Annotated in this window: 22 protein-coding genes and 5 pseudogenes; 10 read left to right on the top strand and 17 right to left on the bottom strand. The window is 68.2% G+C overall.

What is annotated here, in order from left to right:
• Positions 1-27 precede the first annotated feature (27 nt).
• Entirely contained in the window at positions 28-150 is a 123-nt protein-coding gene (locus OG718_RS03400) for a hypothetical protein (RefSeq protein WP_328843172.1), read from the bottom strand.
• Positions 151-269: 119 nt separating this feature from the next.
• Complete coding sequence (locus OG718_RS03395; protein WP_328843171.1) at positions 270-620, bottom strand: ArsR/SmtB family transcription factor; 351 nt, start codon at positions 618-620, stop codon at positions 270-272.
• Between the two features lie 436 nt (positions 621-1,056).
• Here OG718_RS03395 and OG718_RS03390 point away from each other — a divergent pair, with 436 nt between their 5' ends.
• Complete coding sequence (locus OG718_RS03390; RefSeq protein WP_328843170.1) at positions 1,057-1,851, top strand: 2-phosphosulfolactate phosphatase; 795 nt, start codon at positions 1,057-1,059, stop codon at positions 1,849-1,851.
• A gap of 51 nt (positions 1,852-1,902) precedes the next feature.
• On the opposite strand, the gene OG718_RS03385 is transcribed toward OG718_RS03390, so the two are convergent.
• The 8 genes and pseudogenes from OG718_RS03385 to OG718_RS03350 all read right to left on the bottom strand — a co-directional run bounded on the left by OG718_RS03385 (position 1,903) and on the right by OG718_RS03350 (position 8,721).
• Positions 1,903-2,274 carry an anti-sigma factor antagonist gene (locus tag OG718_RS03385; RefSeq protein WP_328843169.1) on the bottom strand — a complete coding sequence of 124 codons (372 nt, stop codon included), beginning with the start codon at positions 2,272-2,274 and terminating at the stop codon, positions 1,903-1,905.
• Between the two features lie 34 nt (positions 2,275-2,308).
• Positions 2,309-2,733, bottom strand: a pseudogene (locus OG718_RS03380) (ATP-binding protein).
• Positions 2,733-3,140, bottom strand: coding sequence for a pyridoxamine 5'-phosphate oxidase family protein (locus tag OG718_RS03375; protein WP_328843168.1), 408 nt, complete (start codon positions 3,138-3,140; stop codon positions 2,733-2,735). The pseudogene OG718_RS03380 and the gene OG718_RS03375 overlap by 1 nt, the downstream one beginning before the upstream one ends.
• Complete coding sequence (locus tag OG718_RS03370) at positions 3,137-4,870, bottom strand: SulP family inorganic anion transporter (RefSeq protein ID WP_328843167.1); 1,734 nt, start codon at positions 4,868-4,870, stop codon at positions 3,137-3,139. Before OG718_RS03370 ends, OG718_RS03375 begins: the two co-directional genes overlap by 4 nt.
• Positions 4,867-5,208, bottom strand: coding sequence for an ArsR/SmtB family transcription factor (locus OG718_RS03365; protein WP_328843166.1), 342 nt, complete (start codon positions 5,206-5,208; stop codon positions 4,867-4,869). Before OG718_RS03365 ends, OG718_RS03370 begins: the two co-directional genes overlap by 4 nt.
• Positions 5,209-5,762: 554 nt before the next feature.
• Positions 5,763-7,433, bottom strand: coding sequence for a RecQ family ATP-dependent DNA helicase (locus tag OG718_RS03360; RefSeq protein ID WP_443055320.1), 1,671 nt, complete (start codon positions 7,431-7,433; stop codon positions 5,763-5,765).
• An 805-nt stretch (positions 7,434-8,238) separates the two neighbouring features.
• A pseudogene (locus tag OG718_RS03355) lies at positions 8,239-8,364 on the bottom strand (Ku protein); the annotation flags it as partial.
• Positions 8,365-8,448: 84 nt separating this feature from the next.
• Positions 8,449-8,721, bottom strand: coding sequence for a VOC family protein (locus OG718_RS03350; RefSeq protein WP_443055319.1), 273 nt, complete (start codon positions 8,719-8,721; stop codon positions 8,449-8,451).
• A gap of 581 nt (positions 8,722-9,302) precedes the next feature.
• Here OG718_RS03350 and OG718_RS03345 point away from each other — a divergent pair.
• On the top strand, positions 9,303-10,223 hold the full coding sequence (locus OG718_RS03345) for an NADP-dependent oxidoreductase (RefSeq protein ID WP_328843163.1): 921 nt from the start codon (positions 9,303-9,305) through the stop codon (positions 10,221-10,223).
• A gap of 69 nt (positions 10,224-10,292) precedes the next feature.
• Here the strand turns inward: OG718_RS03345 and OG718_RS03340 are convergent, their stop codons facing one another.
• Positions 10,293-10,508, bottom strand: coding sequence for a hypothetical protein (locus OG718_RS03340; protein WP_328843162.1), 216 nt, complete (start codon positions 10,506-10,508; stop codon positions 10,293-10,295).
• Between the two features lie 69 nt (positions 10,509-10,577).
• A complete protein-coding gene (locus OG718_RS03335) occupies positions 10,578-10,988 on the bottom strand; it encodes a DUF6233 domain-containing protein (RefSeq protein WP_328843161.1) in 411 nt (136 codons plus the stop codon).
• 613 nt (positions 10,989-11,601) lie between these two features.
• On the opposite strand from OG718_RS03335, the gene OG718_RS03330 reads away from it, so the two are divergent.
• The 5 genes and pseudogenes from OG718_RS03330 to OG718_RS03305 all read left to right on the top strand — a co-directional run bounded on the left by OG718_RS03330 (position 11,602) and on the right by OG718_RS03305 (position 17,845).
• Positions 11,602-12,597 carry a lytic polysaccharide monooxygenase auxiliary activity family 9 protein gene (locus tag OG718_RS03330; RefSeq protein ID WP_143644603.1) on the top strand — a complete coding sequence of 332 codons (996 nt, stop codon included), beginning with the start codon at positions 11,602-11,604 and terminating at the stop codon, positions 12,595-12,597.
• Positions 12,598-12,884: 287 nt separating this feature from the next.
• Positions 12,885-14,420, top strand: coding sequence for a PQQ-dependent sugar dehydrogenase (locus OG718_RS03325; RefSeq protein WP_328843160.1), 1,536 nt, complete (start codon positions 12,885-12,887; stop codon positions 14,418-14,420).
• Positions 14,421-16,001: 1,581 nt separating this feature from the next.
• Positions 16,002-16,169, top strand: a pseudogene (locus OG718_RS03315) (transcriptional regulator); the annotation flags it as partial.
• A 931-nt stretch (positions 16,170-17,100) separates the two neighbouring features.
• Positions 17,101-17,274 carry a hypothetical protein gene (locus OG718_RS03310; protein WP_328843159.1) on the top strand — a complete coding sequence of 58 codons (174 nt, stop codon included), beginning with the start codon at positions 17,101-17,103 and terminating at the stop codon, positions 17,272-17,274.
• Between the two features lie 202 nt (positions 17,275-17,476).
• On the top strand, positions 17,477-17,845 hold the full coding sequence (locus tag OG718_RS03305; protein WP_328843158.1) for a hypothetical protein: 369 nt from the start codon (positions 17,477-17,479) through the stop codon (positions 17,843-17,845).
• Here the strand turns inward: OG718_RS03305 and OG718_RS03300 are convergent.
• Together OG718_RS03300 and OG718_RS03295 are read right to left on the bottom strand one after the other, a co-directional pair.
• Positions 17,815-18,009, bottom strand: a pseudogene (locus OG718_RS03300) (transposase); the annotation flags it as partial. The gene OG718_RS03305 and the pseudogene OG718_RS03300 sit on opposite strands and share 31 nt — an antisense overlap.
• Before the next feature lie 92 nt (positions 18,010-18,101).
• Positions 18,102-18,911: an ABC transporter ATP-binding protein gene (locus tag OG718_RS03295; RefSeq protein ID WP_328843157.1), complete on the bottom strand. Its 810-nt coding sequence runs from the start codon at positions 18,909-18,911 to the stop codon at positions 18,102-18,104.
• 186 nt (positions 18,912-19,097) lie between these two features.
• Here OG718_RS03295 and OG718_RS03290 point away from each other — a divergent pair, with 186 nt between their 5' ends.
• Entirely contained in the window at positions 19,098-19,319 is a 222-nt protein-coding gene (locus OG718_RS03290; protein ID WP_328847673.1) for an NUDIX domain-containing protein, read from the top strand.
• On the opposite strand, the gene OG718_RS03285 is transcribed toward OG718_RS03290, so the two are convergent.
• Positions 19,312-20,160, bottom strand: coding sequence for a hypothetical protein (locus tag OG718_RS03285; RefSeq protein ID WP_328843156.1), 849 nt, complete (start codon positions 20,158-20,160; stop codon positions 19,312-19,314). The two genes, OG718_RS03290 and OG718_RS03285, sit on opposite strands and share 8 nt — an antisense overlap.
• A gap of 142 nt (positions 20,161-20,302) precedes the next feature.
• Between OG718_RS03285 and OG718_RS03280 the strand changes: the two are divergent.
• Positions 20,303-21,111: pseudogene (locus tag OG718_RS03280) on the top strand (IS5 family transposase).
• A gap of 31 nt (positions 21,112-21,142) precedes the next feature.
• On the opposite strand, the gene OG718_RS03275 reads toward OG718_RS03280, so the two are convergent.
• Positions 21,143-21,952: a hypothetical protein gene (locus OG718_RS03275; protein ID WP_328843155.1), complete on the bottom strand. Its 810-nt coding sequence runs from the start codon at positions 21,950-21,952 to the stop codon at positions 21,143-21,145.
• A gap of 194 nt (positions 21,953-22,146) precedes the next feature.
• On the bottom strand, positions 22,147-22,317 hold the full coding sequence (locus OG718_RS03270; protein ID WP_328843154.1) for a hypothetical protein: 171 nt from the start codon (positions 22,315-22,317) through the stop codon (positions 22,147-22,149).
• Positions 22,318-22,745: 428 nt separating this feature from the next.
• Between OG718_RS03270 and OG718_RS03265 the strand changes: the two genes are divergently transcribed.
• Complete coding sequence (locus OG718_RS03265; protein WP_328843153.1) at positions 22,746-22,922, top strand: hypothetical protein; 177 nt, start codon at positions 22,746-22,748, stop codon at positions 22,920-22,922.
• Positions 22,923-23,203 lie beyond the last annotated feature (281 nt).

The raw sequence follows: 23,203 nt of genomic DNA, 5'->3' as shown, positions 1-23,203 counted from the left end.
GTCGTTCAGGGCGACCGGCAGCGCGGGCTAGTTGAAGAAGGACAGGTCGACGGGCTTGACCCGCTTGAGGGTGCCGTCGGCGGCGAGTTCGACGCGGGTGGCGATGTGCCGCGCCAGCCTTCGACCAGGCCGACGCCACTCCTGGGGCACGCCCCTGCGTCGGGCGAGGGGCCGAGGACGGAGCCGAGTTCCACCGGGGTGAAGGCAGCCGTCTCCTGGTACAGAGCGCTGTCAACTCTCGGGAGACGGCCACCGCTTGAGAGCCGTCGCTAGGACGGCGGTTTCACCTCCGCCTGGGTGGTCTGTAGATCGGCGAGCAGCTCGGCCTGTCCGGCGAGCACGCCGGACAGGATGGTGCGCGCCACCCGCAGCAGCTCTGCCACGTGCGGGCTGGTCAGCGAGTAGTAGACGGTCGAGCCTTCCTTGCGGGTCACCACGAGATTCGCACGGCGCAGTACCGCGAGCTGCTGCGACAGGTGGGCCGGCTCGATGCCCACTTCGGGCAGCATCTCCGCGACTGCGTGCTCGCGCTCACTCAGCAGCTCCAGGACCCGGATGCGCGCCGGGTGGCCGAGGGTTTTGAAGAACTCGGCCTTCAGTTGGTACAGCGGTGTGCTCATCGTGCCGTCTCCTCCCCTGCGGAGCAGTACGGCGGTATCGGCCAGTCCTCGGCGCATCGCATCCACCCATTCGTCACAGACATGCGGACCATCCTCGCCTGTGGACCTGGCCCCGCCGAATCCGCGCACGAGAACCGGGCGCCCGAAACCAGCGGTGACTACCTCAGTAATTGCTAAGATTAGCAACTCCATACGTGGCGTGAGGGAGGCTTGTGTGAGAATCATTCCGCTGCGCGGTTCCGGCGTCGCCTGGTTCAAGTGTCCCGCCTGCCGCCTCAAGTGCCGACCCAGTGCGTCGGCCCGGGCGGGCAGTGCCCATGGTGCGACAAGGCCCGCGTGCTGAGGCTGCCCTTCGGCGGCCGGAGTGCCAACGCCGCGTCGGACGGCAGCCGGAGCTGACCCACACGCGGCACGGATCCGCGCAGGAAGGTGGGACATGGGTGACTGGGCCGTCCAGTCCGACAGCGGGATCCGCTTCGAGTGGGGTCCGGCCGGAGCGGGGCGCCTCGTCACAGGGACCGCCTGTTTGGTCATTGTCGATGTGCTGTCCTTCACCACGACGGTGAGTGTCGCCGTCGGGCAGGGCATCCGGGTCCTCCCGTTCTGGCTGCCGGACGGCCCTGCCACCACGGCCGAGCGGACCGCATCAAGGAAGGCCGCCGCCAGCTACGCACGGCTGTTCGGTGCGCGGCTGGCCGTTGCCCGCAGTGCCGTCACACCCGACAGTCCTTGGTCCCTCTCCCCAGCCCACCTGCGCCGTGCCCCGTTCGTCGCGCGCTTGGTACTGCCGTGCCCGAACGGCGCGGCAATCGCAGCGGCCCTGTCACCGCGTGCGCTGGTGGTCGCCGCCTGTCTGCGCAACATCACCGCGGTAGGCAGCTGGCTCACCGCCCGCGGCTACGGCACGCCCGAGCATCCGGTAGCCGTGATTGCCGCGGGCGAGCGGTGGCCGGACGGCACCCTGCGCCCCGCCCTGGAAGACCTGCTCGGCGCCGGCGCCCTCATCTGCGACCTGCACTCCCAGGGCGCGGGACCGCTGTCCGCCGAGGCCGCCGCCGCGAAAGCGACCTACGAGGGCACCGCCGACCTCACCCGCGCCGTCGCCGCCGGCGTCTCCGGCCACGAGCTGACCGCGATGGGCTTCGCCGAGGACGTGGCCATCGCCACGGAGGAGGACACCTGCACCCTCGTGCCCGTGCGAGACGGCGATGGCGCCTTCGCCCCCGGCTGAACCAGGGGGTCACTCTCCCGCATCGTCTCCGCTCGGCCACCCGGTCGTCTGCTACTCGGTGCGCCCCTGTCGCGGCTCGCCGTGCCGCCGGTTGTGGGCAGCGAGCGCGCCGGCCAGGTCGGCGTGCACGGGGATGGAGGGGCAGTCCCCGGCGGGGACGAGGGAACCGTCGGCGGGGATGGCGGCCAGTTCCAGGCTGCGGCCCGCTTCCGCGAGACGCTGCGCCGCCTCGATGATCGCCAGCTGCCCCTCGGCCGACCACCTGCGCAGTTCGGTCAGGGCGACGATGACCGGACCACTCCCACGTCCCACCACCCAGCCGACGGCACCCGCGAAGCGATGGACGGCGTCCGGGCCCAGGTATCCGGAGACGGATAGGATGCCGAGGTCCTGCTCAACGGTGTAGCACCACTCGATGGTCATGCTCGTCAACTTCCTGCGCAATCAGCCTGTTGGTTCAGAGGGGGAGGGTGATCCAGATGCTCTTGCCCTGGCCGTCGGCGTCGCCCCGGACGACCGCGCTGCCGCCCAGGCCGAGGGTGAGCTCCATGACGGTGGCCAGACCGCCCGCCCCGGTGCCGGTGACCGCGCCGTACAGCGCGGGCTGGTAGGGGTGGCGGTCGTGGACGGCGAAGGCCAGGCAGTCCTCGCTGGCTGCGTAGATGACGGTCACCTGGGGGAGAGCGCCGCGGCGTGCCGGACGCTGTTGGTGACCAGCTCGCTGAGGATCAGCAGGGCCGGGCCGACGGTGGGATGGCGCGGGTTTATGGCCCACTCGACCAGGGCCTGCTCGGCGGTCTCCCGTGCTGTACGGACCGCCGACGGCATCGTCGGCAGGGTCAGCACATGCCGGTAGGGCAGGGTGTCGAGCCGGGTACTCATCATGCCTCTGCGCGGGCGAGACGGAATCCGGTCACGGTCTTGGGGTGCAAGCGCAGCAGCGTGTCATGCGGGCCATGCGTCCAGCCGGCGAGAGTGCGCTGGTAGTGGGCGGCCTCGTCGGGATCGGAGATCACATCGAGGCGTCCGGCGACGGTGACCGTCCAGCCGGTGCCACCGACCGCACGGATCTCGTCCACGTGATACGTCGCCGTCGCCGGGACCGCGGCGGCCGGCGCGGGTGTGCGCACCACCAGCCGCCCGAATTCCCAGGTGTGCCGGCCGGGCCGGATGACGGTCGCCTCCCGCTGCGTGGACACCAACCGTCCCAGCGAACTGCCCTCCAGCAGCCACATGGCCTCGGCCCCGGAAACCTCGACCATGCGCAAAGGCGCGGGTGGAGTGCTCATCCGACTGATTCCTCAGTCTTCCCGCCCACCGGTCGGGGCTTCTGGGCGGGCAGAGGCGGCAGCAGGCCGACACCCTCCAGGTAGGTGCGCGCGCCCTGGATCGCTTCGGGAGTGGTGGCGTACGCGCGACCTTCCAGATGCAGCAGCTCCAGCGCGCCGACCGACTGCAGAACCTGGCGCTGGCCTGAGCGGATCCCGGAGGCCATGACGACGATGCCCCGCCGGTTGAGCTTGTTGACCGTGTCCTTGAGGACAAGGGCGCCGGTGGCATCGATGGTTGTCACCCGGGACATGCGCAGGATGACGACGCGGACGTCGGCGACCTCGGCCAGTTCGAGGAGGAAGCGGTGGGCGGCGGCGAAGAACAGCGGACCGTCGATGCGGTAGGCGACGATGTGCTCAGCCAGCAGCGCGTGCTCTTCGACGCTGTGGTCGCCCCGGTCGAGCGGCACCTGGTCCAGGCGGGCCTGCTTGGCCACCGCGCGCAGCGCGAGTGCGCCCGCAACGACCAGGCCGATGATGACGGCGTAGACGAGGTCGAGCGCGAGCGTCGCGATGGCGGTCAGGACGAGGATCAGGGCATCGGAGCGGGTGGCCTTCGCCATCGCGCGCAGCGAGCCGACCTCCACCATGCGGATCGCCGTGGCCAGCAGCACGCCCGCGAGCGCAGCCAGCGGGATCCTGGAGACCAGGGGCGCGGCCGCAAAGACGATCATCGCGAGGACCGCAGCGTGGACAAGGGCCGCCAGCCGGGACCCGGCGCCGGTACGGACGTTGACCGCGGTCCGTGCGATCGCGCCGGTCGCCGGCACGCCGCCGAACAGCGGGGCGGCGATGTTGGCCAGCCCTTGTCCGAACAGCTCGCGGTCGGGGTCGTGCTTCTGACCGACCGTCATGCCGTCGGCGACCGAGGCCGACAGCAGGGATTCCAGAGCGGCCAGCGCCGCCACCGCCACGGCCGGGGCAAGCAGAGAGCCGAGGGCGCCCATGTCCAGGAAGGAAAGGGACGGCGCGGGCAATCTGGAGGGCAGGTTCCCGATCGGCTTCGCCGCGTCCAGGCCGACCGTCTCCGCCACGATGGTCGCCGCGATCACGGCCAGGATGGAGAAGGGGCTCGTGGGCCGCCAGCGAGCGCCGGTCAGCATCACGGCGGCGACCACCAGGGCGAACGCGACGGCGGTCCAGTTCGGATTCTTCACGAACTCCTCCAGTGCCTGCCAGGTCACCATGAGGACGCGGTCGCCCTCCGGCTTGGGCACTCCGAGGACATTGGGGATCTGCTGCAGACCGATCACGCAGGCGATACCGAGAGTGAAGCCTTCCACGACCGGCGCGGGCACGTACTGCATGTACTTCCCGGCCCGGAGTAGGGCGAGCGCGACGAGCATCACGCCCGCCATCAGCCCGACGGCCAGAACCCCGGACGGCCCGTGCTGCGCGACGATCGGCACGAGGACGACGGTCATCGCGCCCGTCGGCCCGGACACCTGCAGATTCGAACCGCCGAACACCGCGGCGAGCGCGCCGGCGACGACTGCGGTCGCCAGCCCCGCCTCGGCACCGAGCCCAGAGGAGACGCCGAAACCGAGTGCGAGCGGCAGCGCGACGATCGCCACCGTGAGGCCGGCCAGCAGGTCCCGGCGCGGGTCCCGGCGCATCTCCACCAGATCTCTACGGCCAGGCAGGAGCGCGGTGATCCGGCTACCGATCTGCGTGAGGGCGGACGTCATCGCGCGGTGACCTCGGCTTCCCGCAGCTCGGCCAGCAGTTCGTTCCGCCCGGACAGCATCTCCGTCAGGATCCGGCGCGCGGCCCCCAACAGGTCGGCGACGTCGCCGCCGGCCAGCTCGTACACGACCGTCGAGCCCTCCCGCGTCGAGGTAACGATCCCGGAGCGGCGCAACACCGCCAGCTGCTGCGACAGGCTGGACGGTTCCACCTCGATCGCGGCCAGCAGATCCCGTACCGGCAGCGGCCTGTCCTGCAGCAGTTCCAGTACTCGTATCCGTACGGGATGCCCCAGCATCCGGAAGAACTCGGCCTTGGCCTGGTACAGCGGAACGGACACAGCCCCTCGGCTTCCCCAATGGCGCCCCACCCCGGGGCAAGCGACGGCTGTGCCCGCGGCTACCTGCGGGCACAGCCAACACAGCATCTAATCAATTGCTTAATTTTGCAATTCAGCATCCTGTTGCTGCGCTGCTGATTCCTCCACAAGTCGGGCGGCGTGCCGGCCGGAAGTGGTACGGCCCCGGATGCGCAGCCGGACGGCTGACCCTTCGCGCATGCTGGGGATCCAGCCGAGCTGGGGAGCCGTGGCAAGCATGAAGTACCGCGAACGCTACGGGCTGCACCTGCACAAGGCCGAGCTCATGCGCCGCCGTTTCGATGCCCTGCACCCCGGCATCGGACTGGAAGCCGAAACCAGGCTGCGCGCGAGAGGCACATCACCAAGCGCCCCTGGCTGCACAGGGTCCGCTTGCACTACATCTGGACGGCGCTTCACCTGGGCATCGCTGTGACGGGCGTCGTCCTGACAGCGGTCATCGCCCTCTCACCAGCCCGGTGACCCAGTCGTGCCTGGGCTTACCGTGACAGCTCACCGGACGACCGGGCCTCCGTCTAGGAAGCGGCTGTGAGCAGGTTCTTCTCCAGGATCACCGGCAGTGACAGGGTTCGGTAGCCGACTGAGGCGAACAGGACGGTGATCCGGTTCTCCTCCTCGGTGAGGACCTCGCCGTCACCCCACTGCGGGTGGTGGACCGCGGTGCCGGGCGGAAACGGGTGGTCGTGGCGCGTGGGTGAGGCGGTCCGGGGGCGGGACGGGCCGGGGACGGCGCCGGCTGCGGTGCCGATGGGCCGCTGTTCGCATCGGTCGCAGTTGCCGCAGGGGGAGTTGAGGCGCTCGCCGAAGTAGCCGAGCAGGAAACGCCGTCGGCAGCCGGTGGTCTCGGCCAGGCCGCGCATCATGTCGACCCGGGAGCGTTCCATGCTCTCGTGCGCGGTGCTCAACTCCACGGCCCGCATGGCGGTTTCCTCCGCATCGGCCCCGGGGACCGGGGCCACCTTTCCGCGTTCCGTGGTGAGGGCTCCGGCACTCTCCAGGAGGTTGAGGACGGCGGTCAGCCGGCCGGCGGACAGGCCGGTCTCTTCCCGGAGTTCCGTCGGTGTCACGGGGGTCGCACGGTCCCGTACGAGGCGCGAGACGTCGGCGATGGTGTCCGCGTTTGGGCGGCCGGTGGAGAAGAACTTCTGCAGACCCAGGTCCTCGACGCGGTAGTGCAGGATGGCCCGGGACGGCTCGCCGTCCCTGCCTGCCCGGCCTATCTCCTGGTAGTAGGCGTCGAGGGACCCGGGCACCGAGGCGTGCAGTACGAACCGCACGTCGGGCTTGTCGATGCCCATGCCGAATGCCGAGGTGGCCACCACCACGTCCAACTCGCCGCCGAGAAAGCGGTCGTGGACCGCGCTGCGGTCGGCCGACCGGCTGCCCGCGTGGTAGGCGGCGGCGCTCAGGCCGAGTTCGCCGAGCTCGGCGGCGTACGCCTCGGCGTCCTTGCGGGTGGAGACGTAGACGATGCCCGGCTTGGGCTCGGCCGCAGCTCGCTCCACCACGGCGCGCCGCTTGGCCGCGTTGTCCAAGAAGTGGGTGACCTCCAGGCGGATGTTGGGCCGGTCGAACCCGGCCACCACCTCGTGGGCCTTGCGCATGCCGAGCTGCTCGACGATGTCGGCGCGCACCGGTGCGGCGGCGCTGGCGGTGAGGGCGAGGATGGGAGGGCGCCCGATGCTCTCGGCGGCCTGGCGGAGCCTGAGGTAGTCCGGCCGGAAGTCGTGGCCCCAGGAGGACACGCACTGCGCCTCGTCCACGACGAAGAGGGACGGTCTCAGCGCAGCCAGCCGCTCCAGCACGTCCTGCTTGGCGAGCTGTTCCGGGGAGAGGAAGAGAAACCGGGCGGTTCCGTCGCTCGCGCTCTCCCATGCCTGCTCGTTCTGGGCTCTGGACATCGACGAGTTGACGGCGACGGCTCTCTGGCCGCTGTTCCGCAGCAGTCCGGCGATCTGGTCCCGCTGGAGAGCGATCAACGGTGACACGACGAGCGTCGGACCGGGGAGCAGCATGCCCGGCACCTGGTACACCGCCGACTTGCCCGAGCCGGTCGGCATCACCACCATGGCGTCCCTGCGGCGCATTACCGCTTTCATCGCGGTGAGCTGGCCGGGACGCAACTCGTCCCATCCGAAGGCCACCCGCGCGGCTCTGCGGAGACGGCGGGCGACGAACAGGCTGATCGGCAAAGGGACTCCCGAAGCGGTTGCGCGCGACCGGGGCGGAACCGGACGGGCGGTGGTGGGTCTAGTGCCCACCCCGGCTCGAAGCAGTCCGATCGCCAGGCTCGGACTGCGACGGCACGGTCGCGGCAGGCCCGCGAGCGTCACGACTGCCTTGAGGGGCTTTCGAGCGATCGAGTGAGCGATGCGTGATGACCAACGAGGCTGAGCAGGACCTCCCCCACTCCCCTCTGGTATTGCGGGCCATCACGAAGGCGCACGACATGCGGTTGGATGGGCTTGCCACGGTCGTGTCGCCAGGACAGGTGCGCGCCGGAGGCCCCCTTGTTCTGCTCTAAGGTCCATCGGAAGTGGATCTCGTCGAGATGATCTTGGTGAGGGCCCTCTCCCCGGGGCGGATCACGCGCTGCGTTTCGGCTTCGCCGCCGACTTCTGCGCCACACTCTTCTTCGCGGTGGTCTTCTTGGCGGTTGCCTTCTTCGCTGTCTACTTCTTCGCGGGCAGTTCGTGGACGTCGGCGTCGCCGTCCTCGCCGCGGGAGGCCCACGCCTTCTGCACGGAAGCCTCCAGCGCGGACATGAGGTCGACGACCTGCCTGCCTGGCGCCGCCGCTTCCGGAGCCGCGGGGAGGGCGTGCCCTTCCCGTTTGGCCTTGACGACCTCTGCGAGGGCATCTGTGTTGGTCCACGAATTCGCTGCCTTCCAGGCTGTCGCGGGTCATGTGGTCGTTGAGGGCCCGCGCACCCTCGATCTCGTCCTCCGACACCTCCACCGTGCCCGAGGTGAGTTCCTGGGGAGAGCGGATTTCGTCGGGCCACCGCATCGCGTGCAGGACGATTGCATCGTCGCGGATGCGGAGCAGTCCCAGGCGCCCGCGGCCGCTCCATGCGTATTTGGCAATGGGGACCTTGGCGCTGCGTTCCAGGGCCATCTGCAGCAGTTTGTACGGCTTGGCCGCGACCTGGCCGTCGGCTTTACCGAGCCTCGAAGTGTCCGTATTGGTTCTGACCTGGAATTATGTGTTGCGTAGGCGCCAGTGACGAAGCGATTTCGGGGGATTGAATACGCAGAACTCGTTGCCCTCCGGGTCGACAACGACGATCCAGCGGAAGCCGTGTTCGTTGAGTTCTTCAGAGAGCCTCGCAGCGCCTAGCTGTTCGAGGCGGTTGACCTCGGACGTCAGGTCTGCGGTGCCAAAGTCGAGGTCAAGATGCATGCGGTTCTTGCCTTGCTTCGGTTCGGGGACGTGCTGCAGGAGAAGGGTTGGTGCAGGAGCGGGCCCGACCAGGCTCAGGTAGGGGGCCCGTGGAAACCGCGGCAGTAGTCCAGCGGGGCGAGCGTGCCGAGCCAGAAGTTCGCTTGGGCCCCGATATCGACACAGTCCAGCGTCACAACGATCTGCATGGCGGAACGGTAGGAGGCTGGGCTCGCCTTGACGATCCATTTTCTGCAGGACCTGACGAGAACTCAGGCTCAGGCATCCTCTGAAACCCCTGGTTCGAAGGTCATCACCGGTCATGCTCGAGAATTTGATCGCCGCCCGCATTCCGTCAGCGAGCTGAGCGTGGCCACGCTGGCGGCACGGGCGGCATGTGCGGGGCTGTGGGTAACCGGAGGTAGGTAAATGGCCCACCGTAAGTGGGTGCAAGTGGCCCAGATGCTTGGGCTGCTTCCCTCCTACGATCGAAAACGTGATCACCAGGCACTCGTCAGCCGTCCTTTCGCCTGCCGCTGTGCGCGGTGGCGGACAGGGGCGTACGGCGCTGGGATTGGTCATGGCGGGCGGCCGGCCTCCTGCGGCGCCGATGCCTGCGCCTACCCAGCGTGATGCCCGATCCTCAAACGTCCCCCTGCTCAGAGGAATCCCTCATGCAAGCCATCACCGTCCAGGATCGTGACGCCGGCGTCGGCGGTCTTGTCCTTTCCGAGGTGCCCCACCCGCGTGCCGCCGAGAACGACGTGATTGTGGAGGTTCACGCTGCCGGGTTCACCCCGGGGGAGCTGGACTGGCCCGGCACCTGGACCGACCGGGCCGGTCGTGACCGGACCCCGAGTGTGCCCGGCCATGAGCTGTCCGGCGTGGTCGCCGAGCTCGGCTACGGCACCACTGGTCTGACGGTCGGGCAGCGGGTCTTCGGTCTGGCCGACTGGTCCCGCAATGGTTCGCTGGCCCAGTACACGGCGGTCGAGGCCCGCAACCTTGCCCCGCTCCCGGCCGATGTCGACCACGTCACGGCTGCCGCGCTGCCGATCTCCGGGCTTACCGCCTGGCAGGCCCTGTTCGACCACGCCCGCTTGGTCACTGGCCAGAGCGTGCTCATCCACGGCGCTGCGGGCGGCGTCGGCTCCATCGCCGTGCAGCTGGCCCGCGAGGCGGGCGCCCGGGTGATCGGCACCGGCCGGGCCGGCGACCGCGAGACCGCCCTCGGCCTGGGCGCGGACGCCTTCGTCGACCTCCAGGCCGAGAAACTGGAGGACATCGGTGAGGTTGACGTGGTGTTCGACGTGATCGGCGGCGAGATCCTCGAACGCTCCACCGCACTGGTCCGCCCCGGCGGCACCCTGGTCACCATCGCCGAGCCGGTCACCGTCCACCCCCGCGACGGGCGAGCCGTCTTCTTCGTCGTCGAACCCGACCGGGCCCGCCTGGCCGACCTCGCCCAGCGGCTGCGGGACGGCCGCCTCAAGCCGATCGTCGGCGCCGTCCGGCCGCTCGCCGAGACAGCCTCCGCATTCACGCCGGACAAGCGCACCCCCGGCAAGACGATCATCCGTGTCACCGAGGACTGAGCGTGAAAACCCCTGGGTCCCGCGCAAACTAGCGAGCCCACCCCCCTTCGAAACCACAGGCCCTGGCAGTCAGTTCACCGGTGTGCGGGTGTTGTTGAAGCGGACGCCGGTGCCCCAGTTCTCTCTGGCGGTGGTTATGCACCAGTGGCACAGGGGCAGGCCTCCGCTGCCGTATCTGTGGGTGCTGCGCTGGCAGCCGGAGCAGGGTCCGACCAGGCTGCTGGAGCAGGTGAAGGTGGAGGGGTCCGGTTCGCTGATCGGCGGCGGGAAAGCACTACTGGTCATCAGAGGCAGCCTGTTCCGGGGGAGGGGCGGGGGCGGTGCAGTGAACGTGACCGGAGGGGGCCGGGCCGGTCAGCGCGCCGTAGCGGTGAGGACCGGTCGGGTGGGTAAGTCGAGGATGTTCAGGGCGGTGTCGGGCTGGCCATGGCTGCAGGCCCGTACTCCTGAGGCGAGGAGGCGGCGGGCTTCGTCCCGGCTCTCCGGGCGCCGTTGTTTGCCCGCGGCGTAGCAGCCGCCCAGGTGGACCTCGATGGGTGGCCGTCCGTCGCCGATGCCGAGTTCGACGGACCACTCCGGCTCCGCGGGCCGGGCCCGCCGCCCGTGCTGCTGCTCGGCTTCCCGTTTCTGGAGGGCGGCGATCTTGTCGTCGATGCGCTGCAGCCACATGGCGTGCCAGATCCTCAGTGCGTGCAGTCGTCCCAGGTCAGGGGGCAGGTCGTCAAGTATGTCCGTTCCGGTGTGACTGGTCGAGGTCGATGACATCCGCGGGGTCCGCCGAGCAGGCTCGATGCTCCACTCTGGTCTCGATAGTTGGCGCGGTTTGGTCATCGTTGTTGGCACCTGCTCGGGTTGGTCGGCTGACCTGGCACGTCGTGGTCGCCGCCACGCTGGTGGCCGGGGTGGTGCGGCTGATCCTGTGCACCCGACACCGACTCCCGCCGTGGTGGGGATCTACACCGCCGTACTCGTCCTGATCACGGTCGGCGGCGAGGGCGCGCAAGCCACCGTGTACGGGACCTTCGTACCCGCCACCCTCGCCTCGGCCGTCTACGGCGGCTTCCTCGCTCTGGTCTGGACCCACTCGTACTGTGCGCTCCCAGGAGGCAGGAAGCGTACGAGCCGGCCGCCTTCGGCAGGGGAGAAGAGGATGCGACGGGGGCATTCACGGATGTCCCGCTGGCCACTATGGTATGGGAGCGCTCCCATTCGCCTTACGGCGATCCGGTCCCGGACCGGCCGGGTGCCTTGGTGGGTGCGCGGCACTTCTACAGTCGGGCGGTTCGGCGGGCGAGTCGCCGCTCGGCCGACCTGACGTCTGCGCGCCGTGCCGGTCGGCTGCCCGCCGTGCCGCATCACCGCGGAGGAGATCCCCCACATGATCATCGGACACGTCGGCCGGAGCCGGAAGCGGCTCCGCTTCCACCGCTTATTCGCCCTGCTGGGAGCCCTGTTACTGGCCCTCGCCGTGGCCTCGCTGCCGTCCCCGGCGGCAGCGCACGGCGTCGCCATGGGGCCCGGCTCGCGCACGTATCTCTGCTACCTGGACCTGCTCCAGAACGAATCGACCCAGATGCCCTCCAACCCGGCCTGTCGCGCCGCCGTCCAGGGGGCCGGCACCACGCCGCTGTACAACTGGTTCGCCGTGCTGGACTCCAACGCCGGTGGCAGGAGTGTGGGCTACGTCCCTGACGGGAAGCTCTGCAGCGCCGGCGACAGGAGCCCGTACAACTTCTCCCCCTACAACGCGGCCCGCACAGACTGGCCGAAGACGCACCTCACCTCGGGCTCGAGCATCCAGATCAACTACAGCAACTGGGCACACCACCCGGGCAGGTTCGAGGTGTACATCACCAAGAACGGCTGGTCGCCCACCACTCCCCTGGCATGGGGTGACCTGACGCATCTGCAGACCGTCACCGACCCGCCGCAGACGAGTGGCCCGGGTGGCGTGGGCGGCCACTACTACTGGGACCTGCGGCTGCCGGCGCGGTCCGGTCCGCACATGCTCTTCGTCCAGTGGATCCGTTCGGACAGCAATGAGAACTTCTTCTCCTGCTCCGACGTCGTCTTCGACGGCGGCCAGGGCGAGGTCACGGGTCTGGGCGGTGGCCGGACGACGGCCGACGCGATCGCCGCGAAGGCGGCGGACTCCAACGGCATCCAGGCAGCGGCCGCTCACACCGGGCACGGGACGCATGCCGCCGCAGCTGCGGACGTGGACGCGGTGAACTCCGCCGGCGGGGCAACGAGCGGCTCGCCGCTCACCGCGCTGGCCGGCCCCCTGGCGGGAGCCGCGGTCCTGGTGGCCTGCGTCGCGGGTGCGGCGTTCCACCGCGGACGGCGCCGCCCGCAGGCCGACGCCCGACCGTGATCCCCATCCCCTTTGGACCTGTCCGGTGGATCGTGTCGCAGCACCGGGTGCAGTACCCGCCGGTGGGGTCCCGCAAGGGGCTGTCGCTTACCGCGGCATGATCCGCCGGACAGGCCCTGACACCAGGCGCGGCCTCGAGGCGGCGAACGTCGCCGCCTCGAGGCCGCGCCACAGCGACGGTCGGCGGGTGTGCTCGCGCACCCGCCGGATGAAGCCCGCACTCACTCGACCGTGGAGCCGACTCCTTCCCGCCCGTGGGGCGGCTCTCCCTCGCCCGTGGAGCCGACATGCTGAAACGACGCTGGGCAATTCCCCTGCTGATCGCCTCACTGCTGTCCCTCTCGACCCTTCCGGCAGTCTCCGCCTCCCCGCCGGAGCCCCCGAGACCCGCCGACGCCGGCGCGGAGTCGTCCGTACCGCTGCCGGAGATCGCCGCGCACACCACCCAGGTCGCCTCCGGCTTGAAGCGCCCCACCGCCATCGCCGCGCCCGACGACGGCTCGGGCCGGCTGTTCATCACCGAGAAGCGCGGCACCGTGCGGGTGTACCACCCGGACACCGGCCTCGCGCAGACCCCGCTCATCGACATCACGGCCGCGGTGGACGAGTCGGGCAACGAGCGCGGGCTGCTCGGCATCGCGACGGCGCCCGACTTCCTGGGCAGCAGGGAGGTGTATCTGGCGTACACCGCGCTGCCGGATGCAGCGGTGACCCTGGCCCGGTACGACCTCGACGACGCGAGCCTTAAGGTGCTGCTGTCCCAGGAGCACGCCACGTACAGCAACCACAACGGCGGCCAGCTCGCCTTCGGCCCCGACGGCCACCTGTACTGGAGCATCGGCGACGGCGGCGGTTCCGGAGACCCCTTCGACTCCGGGCAGCGGGTGGACACCCTGCTGGGCAAGATCCTGCGCATCGACGTGAGCCGGAGCTGCGGGGACCTCGCGTACTGCGTGCCCGGGGACAATCCGTTCGTCGGCGTCGCGGGAGCCCGCCCGGAGATCTGGACCTACGGGCTGCGCAACCCCTGGCGGTTCTCCTTCGACCCCGCGGACGGCTCGCTGTGGATCGGCGACGTCGGTCAGGGCAGGTGGGAGGAGATCGACCGGCTGCGCCCTGCGGAGCAGCCCGGGGCAAACCTCGGCTGGTCCTGCCGCGAAGGGCTGGTGGTGTTCGACGAGGCCCAGTGCGGGGGCGGCGCCGAGCTCACCGATCCGGTCTTCACCTACTCACCGCGCACCGGCAGCTGCGCGGTCATCGGCGGGCAGGTGTACCGCGGCAAGCAGTTCGCGGACCTGGTCGGGGGCACATACATCGCCACCGACTACTGCTCGTCCACCGTCTGGGCGCTGCGCGACGACGGCGCGGGCGGCTACCTCCAGGCGGAGATCGGGCAGACGCCGACCCAGGTCACGGCGTTCGGCGCTACGTCGGAGGGGGAGCTCTACGTTGTCAACGACCTGCCCGGTGGACTGCACCGGGTGTCGTTCGAGAGGGTCGCGCCGACCTGCCGGATCACCCACAGCACGTACGCCTGGGGCGGCGGCCTGACGGCGAACCTCACCCTCACCAACACCGGCACCACACCCGTCTCCGGCTGGAAGCTCGTCTTCCCCCTCGCCCTGGGCCAGACGATCATCTCGGACTGGAACACCGACCTCGTCCAGAACGGCGACATGGTCACCGCGGCCAACGCCGCGTACAACGGCACGATCGCGCCGGGCGACAGCGTCGAGATCGGCTACCTGGCCAACCACACGGGCGACACCTCGGCCCCTGAGAGACTCACCCTCAACGGACACGCCTGCACCATCGGCGGCTGACCCGGGCTCCGTTCGCCGGCCCTGGCTGCCGAACGGAGCCCGCCCACGAGCGGGTTTGCTCCGGGATCCTCCCGGCCCGACGCGATCCTCGTACGCTTCTTGTGATGAGTACGGCGGACGCGCACACCATCGCGAGTTTTAGCCCGAGCGTCTCAAGGCCGCGCCGGCGACTCTGGAGGTAACAGCTCGCGAGGTCATGGCAGGGTTCCAGGACTTGATGCGTAAAGGCGAGGTCCAAGGATCGACGCCTTCCCTTTGATCTTTGTCACGGCCTTGGCCCGGCGACCGGCATGCGCGGCCGGCGCCCAGGACTCCACCCATCCGTCTGGGCCGGCATGCAGCGGAGTCCGGCAATAGGCATCGATCCCGAATGCGCCGTCGGGGCCGATCATGACCTTCGCGCGTGCCGCCGTCCGGATGATGAGGTGGCACGGTGATGAACCACGATGAGGCGGCAGCTGTCGGCCGTTGACACCGACTTGGGTGAGCCGGCACCTGGAGGCCGGCGAGCGGATCGTCAAGGCCGTGGCGCTGCGCGGCGGCATCACCGCCGAGATGCGGCGGCTGACCATCGGGACGCGGGACGGAGGCTCCCGTGACCTGGTGCTGCGGACCTACGTCGACCCGTTCTACGTGGAGCACGCCGAGGGCGGGCTGCATGCTGCACCGTCGCGGCGCATGCATGCTTGCCGCCCACCGACGGGCAGCCGCCAGACACGCCGTCCACACGTAATGGTCACGCTTCCTTCGCGCGGCCAGGCTTTCCGTTCGGCCGGGCGGGCTACCCGAACGGAAGGAGCCGTCCTTCCAGAGGAGTTCTCGTGGTCTTCGCCGCTTTCCTGCTGCCCCCGGGGCTGCTGTGCCTGGTACTTGCACTCGGACGCTACGAGGAGTGGCTGCTCAGGCAACCTGCACCCCCGCAGCCCGCGCGCCACGCCAGGACCAGGCGCCATTTGTCCCTCGTTCCGCGCACGGGCTCCCATACGGCAGGCGGCAACGAGTCTGGGCATCGGCGGGTCGCCGACGCGGCATGACCGGCTACTGCAGCTGCTAGCGACGGCAAGCGAACACCGGTCTGCGCGCCCTGGCACCCACCGACCGCCTGGAGAGTGAGGTCAACCGGCTCGCCGCACGTACACCCGGGGCGTCCGTCATCGTCGCCCGGCCCGACCGGCAACTGGTGGCAAGCCTGCGGGAATTCGGCGCGGGCCGCTGATGTCCTGTCCCAGATAGCTGTGGGCAGGGCGAGGCGCCGCGACGTTCACCCGCGGAGCCAGGCCAGCAGGCGCCGTGGAATCGGTCGTGACGTGGGGGCTGCCGTGGCCCGGGGAGCCGATGGGGCTTTCCTGACTTGTTGCGCGAGTCGGTATTCCTCGGCTTCCCGGATGAGCTCCTGAGAGCGGGACTGGTGCAACTCGAAGCGCATGCCGATCGCTCCTCCTCATGCCAAGCACGCGCTTGGCTTCACTGATGCTGTGGGCTGCCCCAAGGTGAAGGTCAACTGGAGGGCAATCGCTTCAGAACGTGCCTACACACGACCGGGCCCCGGCCACGCATGCCGCAGACGAGCAGGACCACCGGCGCCAGCGGGCGGTGGAGTTCTGCACGATGAACGTCCGGCGCCGGGACCGGATCGTCGGCGCGGGAGCGGCGGGCGACGACCAGGAGCTGGATGATGCCTGGGTGGACCAGGTCGTCGACCTCGGCTCGCAGCGGGGTCAGTACGAGTACATCGGCTTCGCCGCTTGAACCCTGGGCCCTCTGCTTCTGCTGGAGAGGCGGCGGCTGCCACGCGTTGCTCCCCTCACAGCGTCGTGTCGCCGGTCCCGTCACCGCTGTTGTCACAGCCCGCGCTCCGGGGCCGGCACCCATGGCGCAGGCTGCGCGACAGTCGACAGTCCGGATTCCCTCGCGTGCGAGGTGAACTTCCGGCGGGTGCTGCGTCGGCGCAGCACCCGCCGCACGAGGCTGCACTCCGCGCTCTACGCCGGCGAGCAGGCGAGGGAGCCGGGCCCTCCCCACCCTGTTGCATCGGTTGCACGGTCCGGGCGTCAGGCGATCGACTCGCCCGAGGTCTCTCAGGGAAGTAGTCGGCATACCGATCACTCCGTAGCAAGCCCTGCGAGCTGCAGTTTCCCGTCATCTCGCCGGAGCTCCGATGCGACCAGAGGCGTGACCAGAGCGGCGACCAGGAACGCGACGTGAGGCGCGACCAGGAGCGTGACCAGAGACGCGACCTGCGCCGTCGTCGCCCGGACCCGGTGCTCGGCAGGTGAGCGACCACCTTCAAGGCGTTGAGCGGGCACTCGACCCACCAGACCAAGTACGGGCGCCTACCGCACCCGTGACACCCACTCATGCCTGACCTACACGAAGTCGCAGGTCAGGCGCCTCGAATGAGAGTCGCGTAGGAGCCAGGATCGGGGTGCCGGTTGTGTCGCTGGGCGGCGTCCCCCGATGGCGTGGGACGCCTGCGGCGCCTGCCCGCGTGACCAGGAACGCGCCTTTCGTAAATGGCCTGGTCACAGGGGAGTTGCGCAGCTAACCCCCGCACCCAGCACCCTGAGCCACCGCTGTCGAGCCATCTCGACAGGCCGCAAGCACCAAAGAAGCAACACCTTCTGACGCCTAACCACCGCACGCCCGACCCGGGGCGTGCCCAACCCCGAGGGGGAATCCCGTGTCCACGCTCGCTCTGCTTGTCGCGCTGCTCCTGGTCGTCGTCGTGCTGTTGCTCGCAGCCGGCGCCGCCTACCTCGTGCACCGCCACCCGTCCTGGAACAAGCCGCTGATGGCGGCGTTCGGGGCTGTGACGGTCATGGCCGCTGTGGTCGGTCCCATCGTCGCCCGGTGAGCCACAAGTGGCCGTGCGTGGTCGGGCAGCGGGGGTGGATTCGAGGGATCGTTGCAACACGCGGTGAGTTGATCAAGTGCGAGCAGTGTAAGTAGCGGCGGCGGGGTGTTGCTCGCTGGTGGCCGTCGGCTGAGCAACTACCAGAAGTCACCGACTGGCCGCGCTACTCAACTCTTGGGTGACCAGGCCAGAATGAAGCCTTATGAACGACGGATCGAGCTGGCCCGTGGACAAACTGAGCGCACTCCGCCTCGGTAGAAGGCTCGTTGCGGAAGTTCCAGCGTCGAGGCCGGGCCGCCGGGCATTTGTGGATGTCCGTCCCAAGAGGAGCGATCCCGACGCCCAAGCGCAGGGCGAGGGATGGGTTCGCAGCGACGCTGAACGCAGCTTCCGTCTTGAGCACTGGGAGTACGACCGTGATCGCATCGATGGCTTCGACTACGACAACGGAGCAGTCCTCATCGGGTCCGCTGACGCCATGGACGAGTCCGAACTGATCACGGTGCTCGACGGATGGGGCGCCCGGCCTGGCCTCTTCGTCTACCCCTGGGAGAGCGAGGACCCCAAGTAGTACGACGAAGAAGCCGTCAGCTCGTGCAGACGATCAGCTGGCGTTGCCCAACCGAGCGTCTTGCGAGGGCGGCTGTTCAACTCGGCCGCTACCGCATCAAGGTGCTCGCGAGTGTGGACCGAAAGGTCGGTGCCCTTGGGGAAGTACTGCCGCAGCAGGCCGTTGATGGCGGTCGTGATGATGGTGTCCATGCTGCGTGTGACATGGCGCAGGGTCCGCCCCGTGAGCGCGGCAGTGTCGTTGAAGAAGTACGCGGTCATCCTCGTCCCCCAGTTGTCGTGCCAGTGACGTCGCTCTTGTCGATGCCCCCGATGACTGCGAGGAAGATCTCCTCGAGCGTCGGCTGCTTCTCGACGTACTCGACCTTGGCGGGCGGGAAGAGCTGCTTGAGCTCGGCGAGGGTGCCGTTCACGATGATCCGACCCTGGTGGAGGATCGCGATCCGGTCGGCCAATTGCTCGGCCTCGTCCAGGTACTGCGTGGTGAGCAGCACCGCCGTTCCATGGCCAGCGAGTTCCTTGACCGCATCCCACACCTCGATGCGAGCCTCGGGGTCGAGTCCGGCCGTCGGCTCGTCCAGGAAGATCACCGGCGAATTCCCGATGAGGCTCATCGCGATGTCCAGTCGGCGGCGCATACCACCGGAATACGTGGACACTCGCCGCGCGCCCGCCTCGCTCAGCGAAAAGCGCCTCAGCAGGTCATCCGCGATCGCGCCAGGGTCCTTGAGGTGGCGCAGCCTGGCGACGAGAGCGAGGTTCTCCCGACCGCTGAGGATCTCGTCGACGGCCGCGAACTGCCCGGTGAGGCTGATGGACTCCCGCACGTTCGTCGGTTGCGTGGCAACGTCGAAGCCATTGACGCTCGCCGCCCCCGCCTCCGCTTTCAGGAGCGTGGCGAGGATCCTCACGGTCGTGGTCTTGCCCGCCCCGTTGGAGCCGAGCAGGGCGAAGATGCTGCCCGGTACCACGTCGAAGTCCACACCGCGCAGCACTTCGAGCTTCCCGTTCGACTTCTTGAGACCTTGCACGCGAATCGCCGGATCGGCGATCGATTGGGCTGTCATGGTCGTCTGCCTCCTTCGCGGAGCTGTTCCAGGCGGCTGCGCGGATGCTCCTCCCGGAAGGATGGAGGGTTGACCTAGCGTCAAGGTCAAGCGCGTTCCGACCACGGCACCCAGATCGCCGACCGGCCAGACACACCGCAGCGATGACGGACCGCTCGCCTCGAGCTCGTTCGCCGCGAACCCGCCATACTCATAGCTGTCGGTGAACCACTCACGCGTCGGTTCCTGCGACTCACCGGTCAGAAATCAACGAACCCGCCTGCTTCGCCCGGAGGGTGTGTGGAGAAAGGGGAATCCCCCCGCCAGGCGGCCGCACGCGAGTTGCTGGAGGAGAGCGGTCAAGAGTCCGACGGACCGTTACGGTTCATCGGCTACGCGGGCTTCGTGCTCGCGCCCGACCTCAGCTGACTTTCTCATACTTCAGCCAACTCTGATTCGGTCCGTATTTTTGCCTCCAAAAGACCGGGGTTTGGCCGATTTTAGTATCACAGCCCTGGGGTCCAGTTCCGGGTTTATGATCGCTCGCTGCCAGTAGAAAGCATGAACTAGTCCTATCCCCGGATTTGGTAGTGGAGATCGCATGGAAGGCGACGTAGCTGGAGTATGGACTACTTATCGAAGGCAACTCGGCGGTTTCCATGTCAAAACCATCAGTACCGTTGATCATCTTGGTTACAGTGAGCTTCCGGGGAACGTCTATTTGGATGGGAGTAGTTGACTGTTGCGCAAGAATGGCACCCGGAGGCCGGAAACGCAACTGCAATTGATCTATTCCGCACCCCCAATTGAGTTCCCCAGACGCGGGGGTCGTGAACCCTTTCGCCAGCCCGGATTCGGCGGAAACTGACCCTTGCTTTATTTTCCCTGAGGGATCCACCGTAATCGCTGATTGGATATCGTAGACGAGTATTTGAGGAATTTCTGCGCAAGCTGGGCCGCCAAACGTGACAATGAGTTCTACCTCGTCGATAAATTGTTCCTTTTTTTGAGGATTCCGAAGAGGAAGGATGGCCCTGTATGACTTGTCTGATACGGCTACGGTAAATCCCAGGTTTTCTATCTTGCTCGTATCCGTGGGGGTCTTTGTGGGGGTATTTCCTGAGGATGGTTCATCCGAAGCTCCAAAATAGGGCCTGATCAGTAACATTGCCAGCGTCACCACGACCGCTACGGCCGTCAGCCCGAGCGCCCGTCTCTTCACGGAATGGCTGCGCCACCACGCCACCAGCCGCTCGCGGAACCGGGCCATGGCAGTGTCCGCCTCAGCTTCCGCCCCGGACGGCTCTGCACTCCGACGCCGCGCGTCGAAGTTCTCCTTACAACGGCTAACACAATGACGCGGATCGGCGCTGTTGGCCGTGTCCGCGTCAGGAGTTGGGCGTTGTCTGGGCATGGGGACTTCGCCGTGGATCGTGTCAGATGACCTGTGGGAGCGAATCGAGCCCCTGCTGCCGCGCAAGAAGCGTCGGTTTCGGCACCCTGGACGCAAGTCGCTGCCCGACCGGCAGGTGTTGTGCGGCATCCTCTTCGTGCTGCACACCGGCATCCAGTGGGAGTACCTGCCGAAGGAGTTGGGCTTCGGGTCTGGCATGACGTGCTGGCGTCGGCTGCGGGACTGGAACGAGGCCGGCGTCTGGCAGCAGCTGCATGAAGTGCTGCTGGCCGAGCTCAACGCGGCGGCCCGTCTCGACTGGTCGCGTGCGGTGGTCGACTCCAGCCACGTGCGAGCCGTAAAAGGGGGAGCCAGACGGGACCGAGTCCGGTCGATCGTGGCCGAACCGGATCGAAACACCATCTGATCACCGACGGACACGGCACTCCGCTTGCCGTGATCCTCACGGGCGGCAACCGCAACGACGTCACCCAGCTCCTGCCGCTGATCGACGCCATCCCACCTATCAGGGGCCGGGTCGGGCATCCGCGACGTAGGCCGGACTCACTCTTCGCCGACCGCGGGTACGACCACGACATCTACCGCGATCAGGTCCGGCAACGCCGCATCGTCCCGGCCATGGCCCGCCGCGGCACCCTCCATGGCACCGGACTGGGCAAATATCGTTGGGTCGTCGAACGCAGCTGCGCCTGGCTCCACGGCTTCAAACGCCTCCGCATCCGCTGGGAACGCCGAGCCGACATCCATGAAGCCTTCCTCAAACTCGCCTGCTGTCTCATCACCCATCGACAGATCGGCTCACTGTGAAGGCCGATGTCGGCCCGTGAGACCAATCTGGCTACTTCCAGACGGTGAAGTAGTTCTTGACGGGCATAGTGATCTTGAAGACCATCCCGTACTCGCGTCGAAGATCCACCACGCTGGTCGAGGTGGGCTCTCTGAGGCAACGTTGCACCGGCGGCTCATGGGGGCTGCATGGGCGTGGCTCTTCAATCAGCTGACCTGTGTGCCCACTGCGCACCTGGTCCCAGCTGAGGGTGAGAGTGGTTCCGCCGGACAACTGCATTGGTTCCCAGGTCCCAGGTCCTTCTGGGTTGCCTGTTTTCCCGCGGTCGTAGTCGACGACTGTGCGCGCGTAGTGGAATTCGTGGTCGAAGGGGATGGAAGGTCCCGTGCGGTCTCCCGCGCTGAGCACTCCGTCGATGGTGTCGGCCATCCTGCGGGGATCTGCTCCAAAGTAGGCAGCAACGGACATGGTGCACTTGATCTTGTACTTGTCGGCACCTGTTGGAAAGAGCCACTCCGGCGCGCTCCCGCCAACGCACACATCTTCCAGAACAACCAGCCCTAGCGTGAGCGGCGTTTCGGCGTCCCAGACGGCGATGATGTCCCGGCTGGCCAACTCCGCCTCCTGCCGCGCCTTCAGGGCTTCTGGGCTGCCAGCCAGTTTGCGCACGGTCTTCTCGCTGGTCGCGCGCCCGCACGCTGCGAGAACAAGCACCAAGACGATAGTGAAAGGTAAGCCGATCACGCGGCGTATCCAGGATCTCTGCTGTCGGCTCAGAGCCGGCGAACCGAGCCAGGTCGCAGCGACAGTAGCCAGAAGAACAGCCAGGACGAGTATCACGATCCATAAGGTGGTCGCCATGACGGCCATGATTCGCTAGCTGCACGAACCGCTGCTACCCGTACAGATACTCATAGAGCTCGACGTCGAGGGAACTGGGCACGTGCGGCAGCAGCGGACTCAGGCAACCTCATAGCTCGGACGGTACTGGCGCCGTGCGGCAGCGCCGGACACCCATCTCCTACCTGGAGCGACAGCAGCGTCACCTCATTCTGTTAGGCGCTGTTATTCGCGCTCTCCAGCAGCCGCTGCCAGTCCTTACGCGCCGCACCCTTCAGCCACGCCTGCCGGACGTGCCCATCAGGATCCAGCGTGCTGGCCCCGGTCCAGGACTCCCAGACGGCGATGACGGCCAGCACCTGCTCGAAGCTGTCCGACCGCGGCACGCTGAAACCGTCCAACTGTATGGGCGCCCACCGCGAGGCCACCTTCCCCTCGAACCTGTCCATACCAGGCAGCCCGGTCAAGCGCACCTGCTTCTGCAGCGCCAGCTGCAGACCTCCACGGTTGCTGCGCCCGATATGCGGCCTCCGCGTCCGTGCGCAGCGTGTGCAGCCGCCGGTACAGCGTCTCGCGATGAGCTCCCACAGCCCCTGCCCCCTGTGCCCGCCATGCCCTGCCATCCCGCGGTACCTCGGCTGCCTGAAATGGGTGGATCAGGCAGCCGAACCGCACACAGGCGGACCAGCAGGTTATTCCCCAACCTGCCTCACGCACCCCGCACTTGAGACCAGAACACCCTCAACCGGCAAATCTCGAACCAACGCCGGGCCCGGCGCACCACCATCCACCCCGCCACTGAGGGAAGACGACCATGGCCCACCGCCGCCGCAAGCCCACCCCACGCCACGCAGCCGCCACCACGCCCGCCGACCCTCAGTCCCCGCGGAAGCTGTGGCACGAGGCCGGCCGCCGCGCCGTCCTCGGCTTCGCCGGATCCACCGGGGCCGCCACCGTTGCTCTCCTGGAATGGTGGCTCCGTACCCGCTGACCCACCGCCGGCAGAGAAGAACCCCGACCCCGTCGACCGGACACGGGAAACGCTGCCTCGCTCTGACATGAGAACGGCGCTGCACCATGAGGTGCAGCGCCGTGACGTCGTACGAGAACGGTGACCACGTTCCCCGAGGGGGAACCGCAGCGCCTGGCGGGCCGGCACCCGCACACCGTTCCGGAAGAACCTGGAACGCATCGAGAACCCCACTCTGGTCGTGGCCAGCGGCTTCTGACGGGTCCGTCTGGATGGCGGCGGGTAGTGGCGCGTACCGTGGC

Origin of the sequence: Streptomyces sp. NBC_00258 (assembly GCF_036182465.1) — a bacterium.
Lineage (GTDB): Bacteria > Actinomycetota > Actinomycetes > Streptomycetales > Streptomycetaceae > Streptomyces.
Note: the sequence above shows the minus strand (reverse complement) of the source record. Positions and strands in the feature narration are given on the sequence as shown.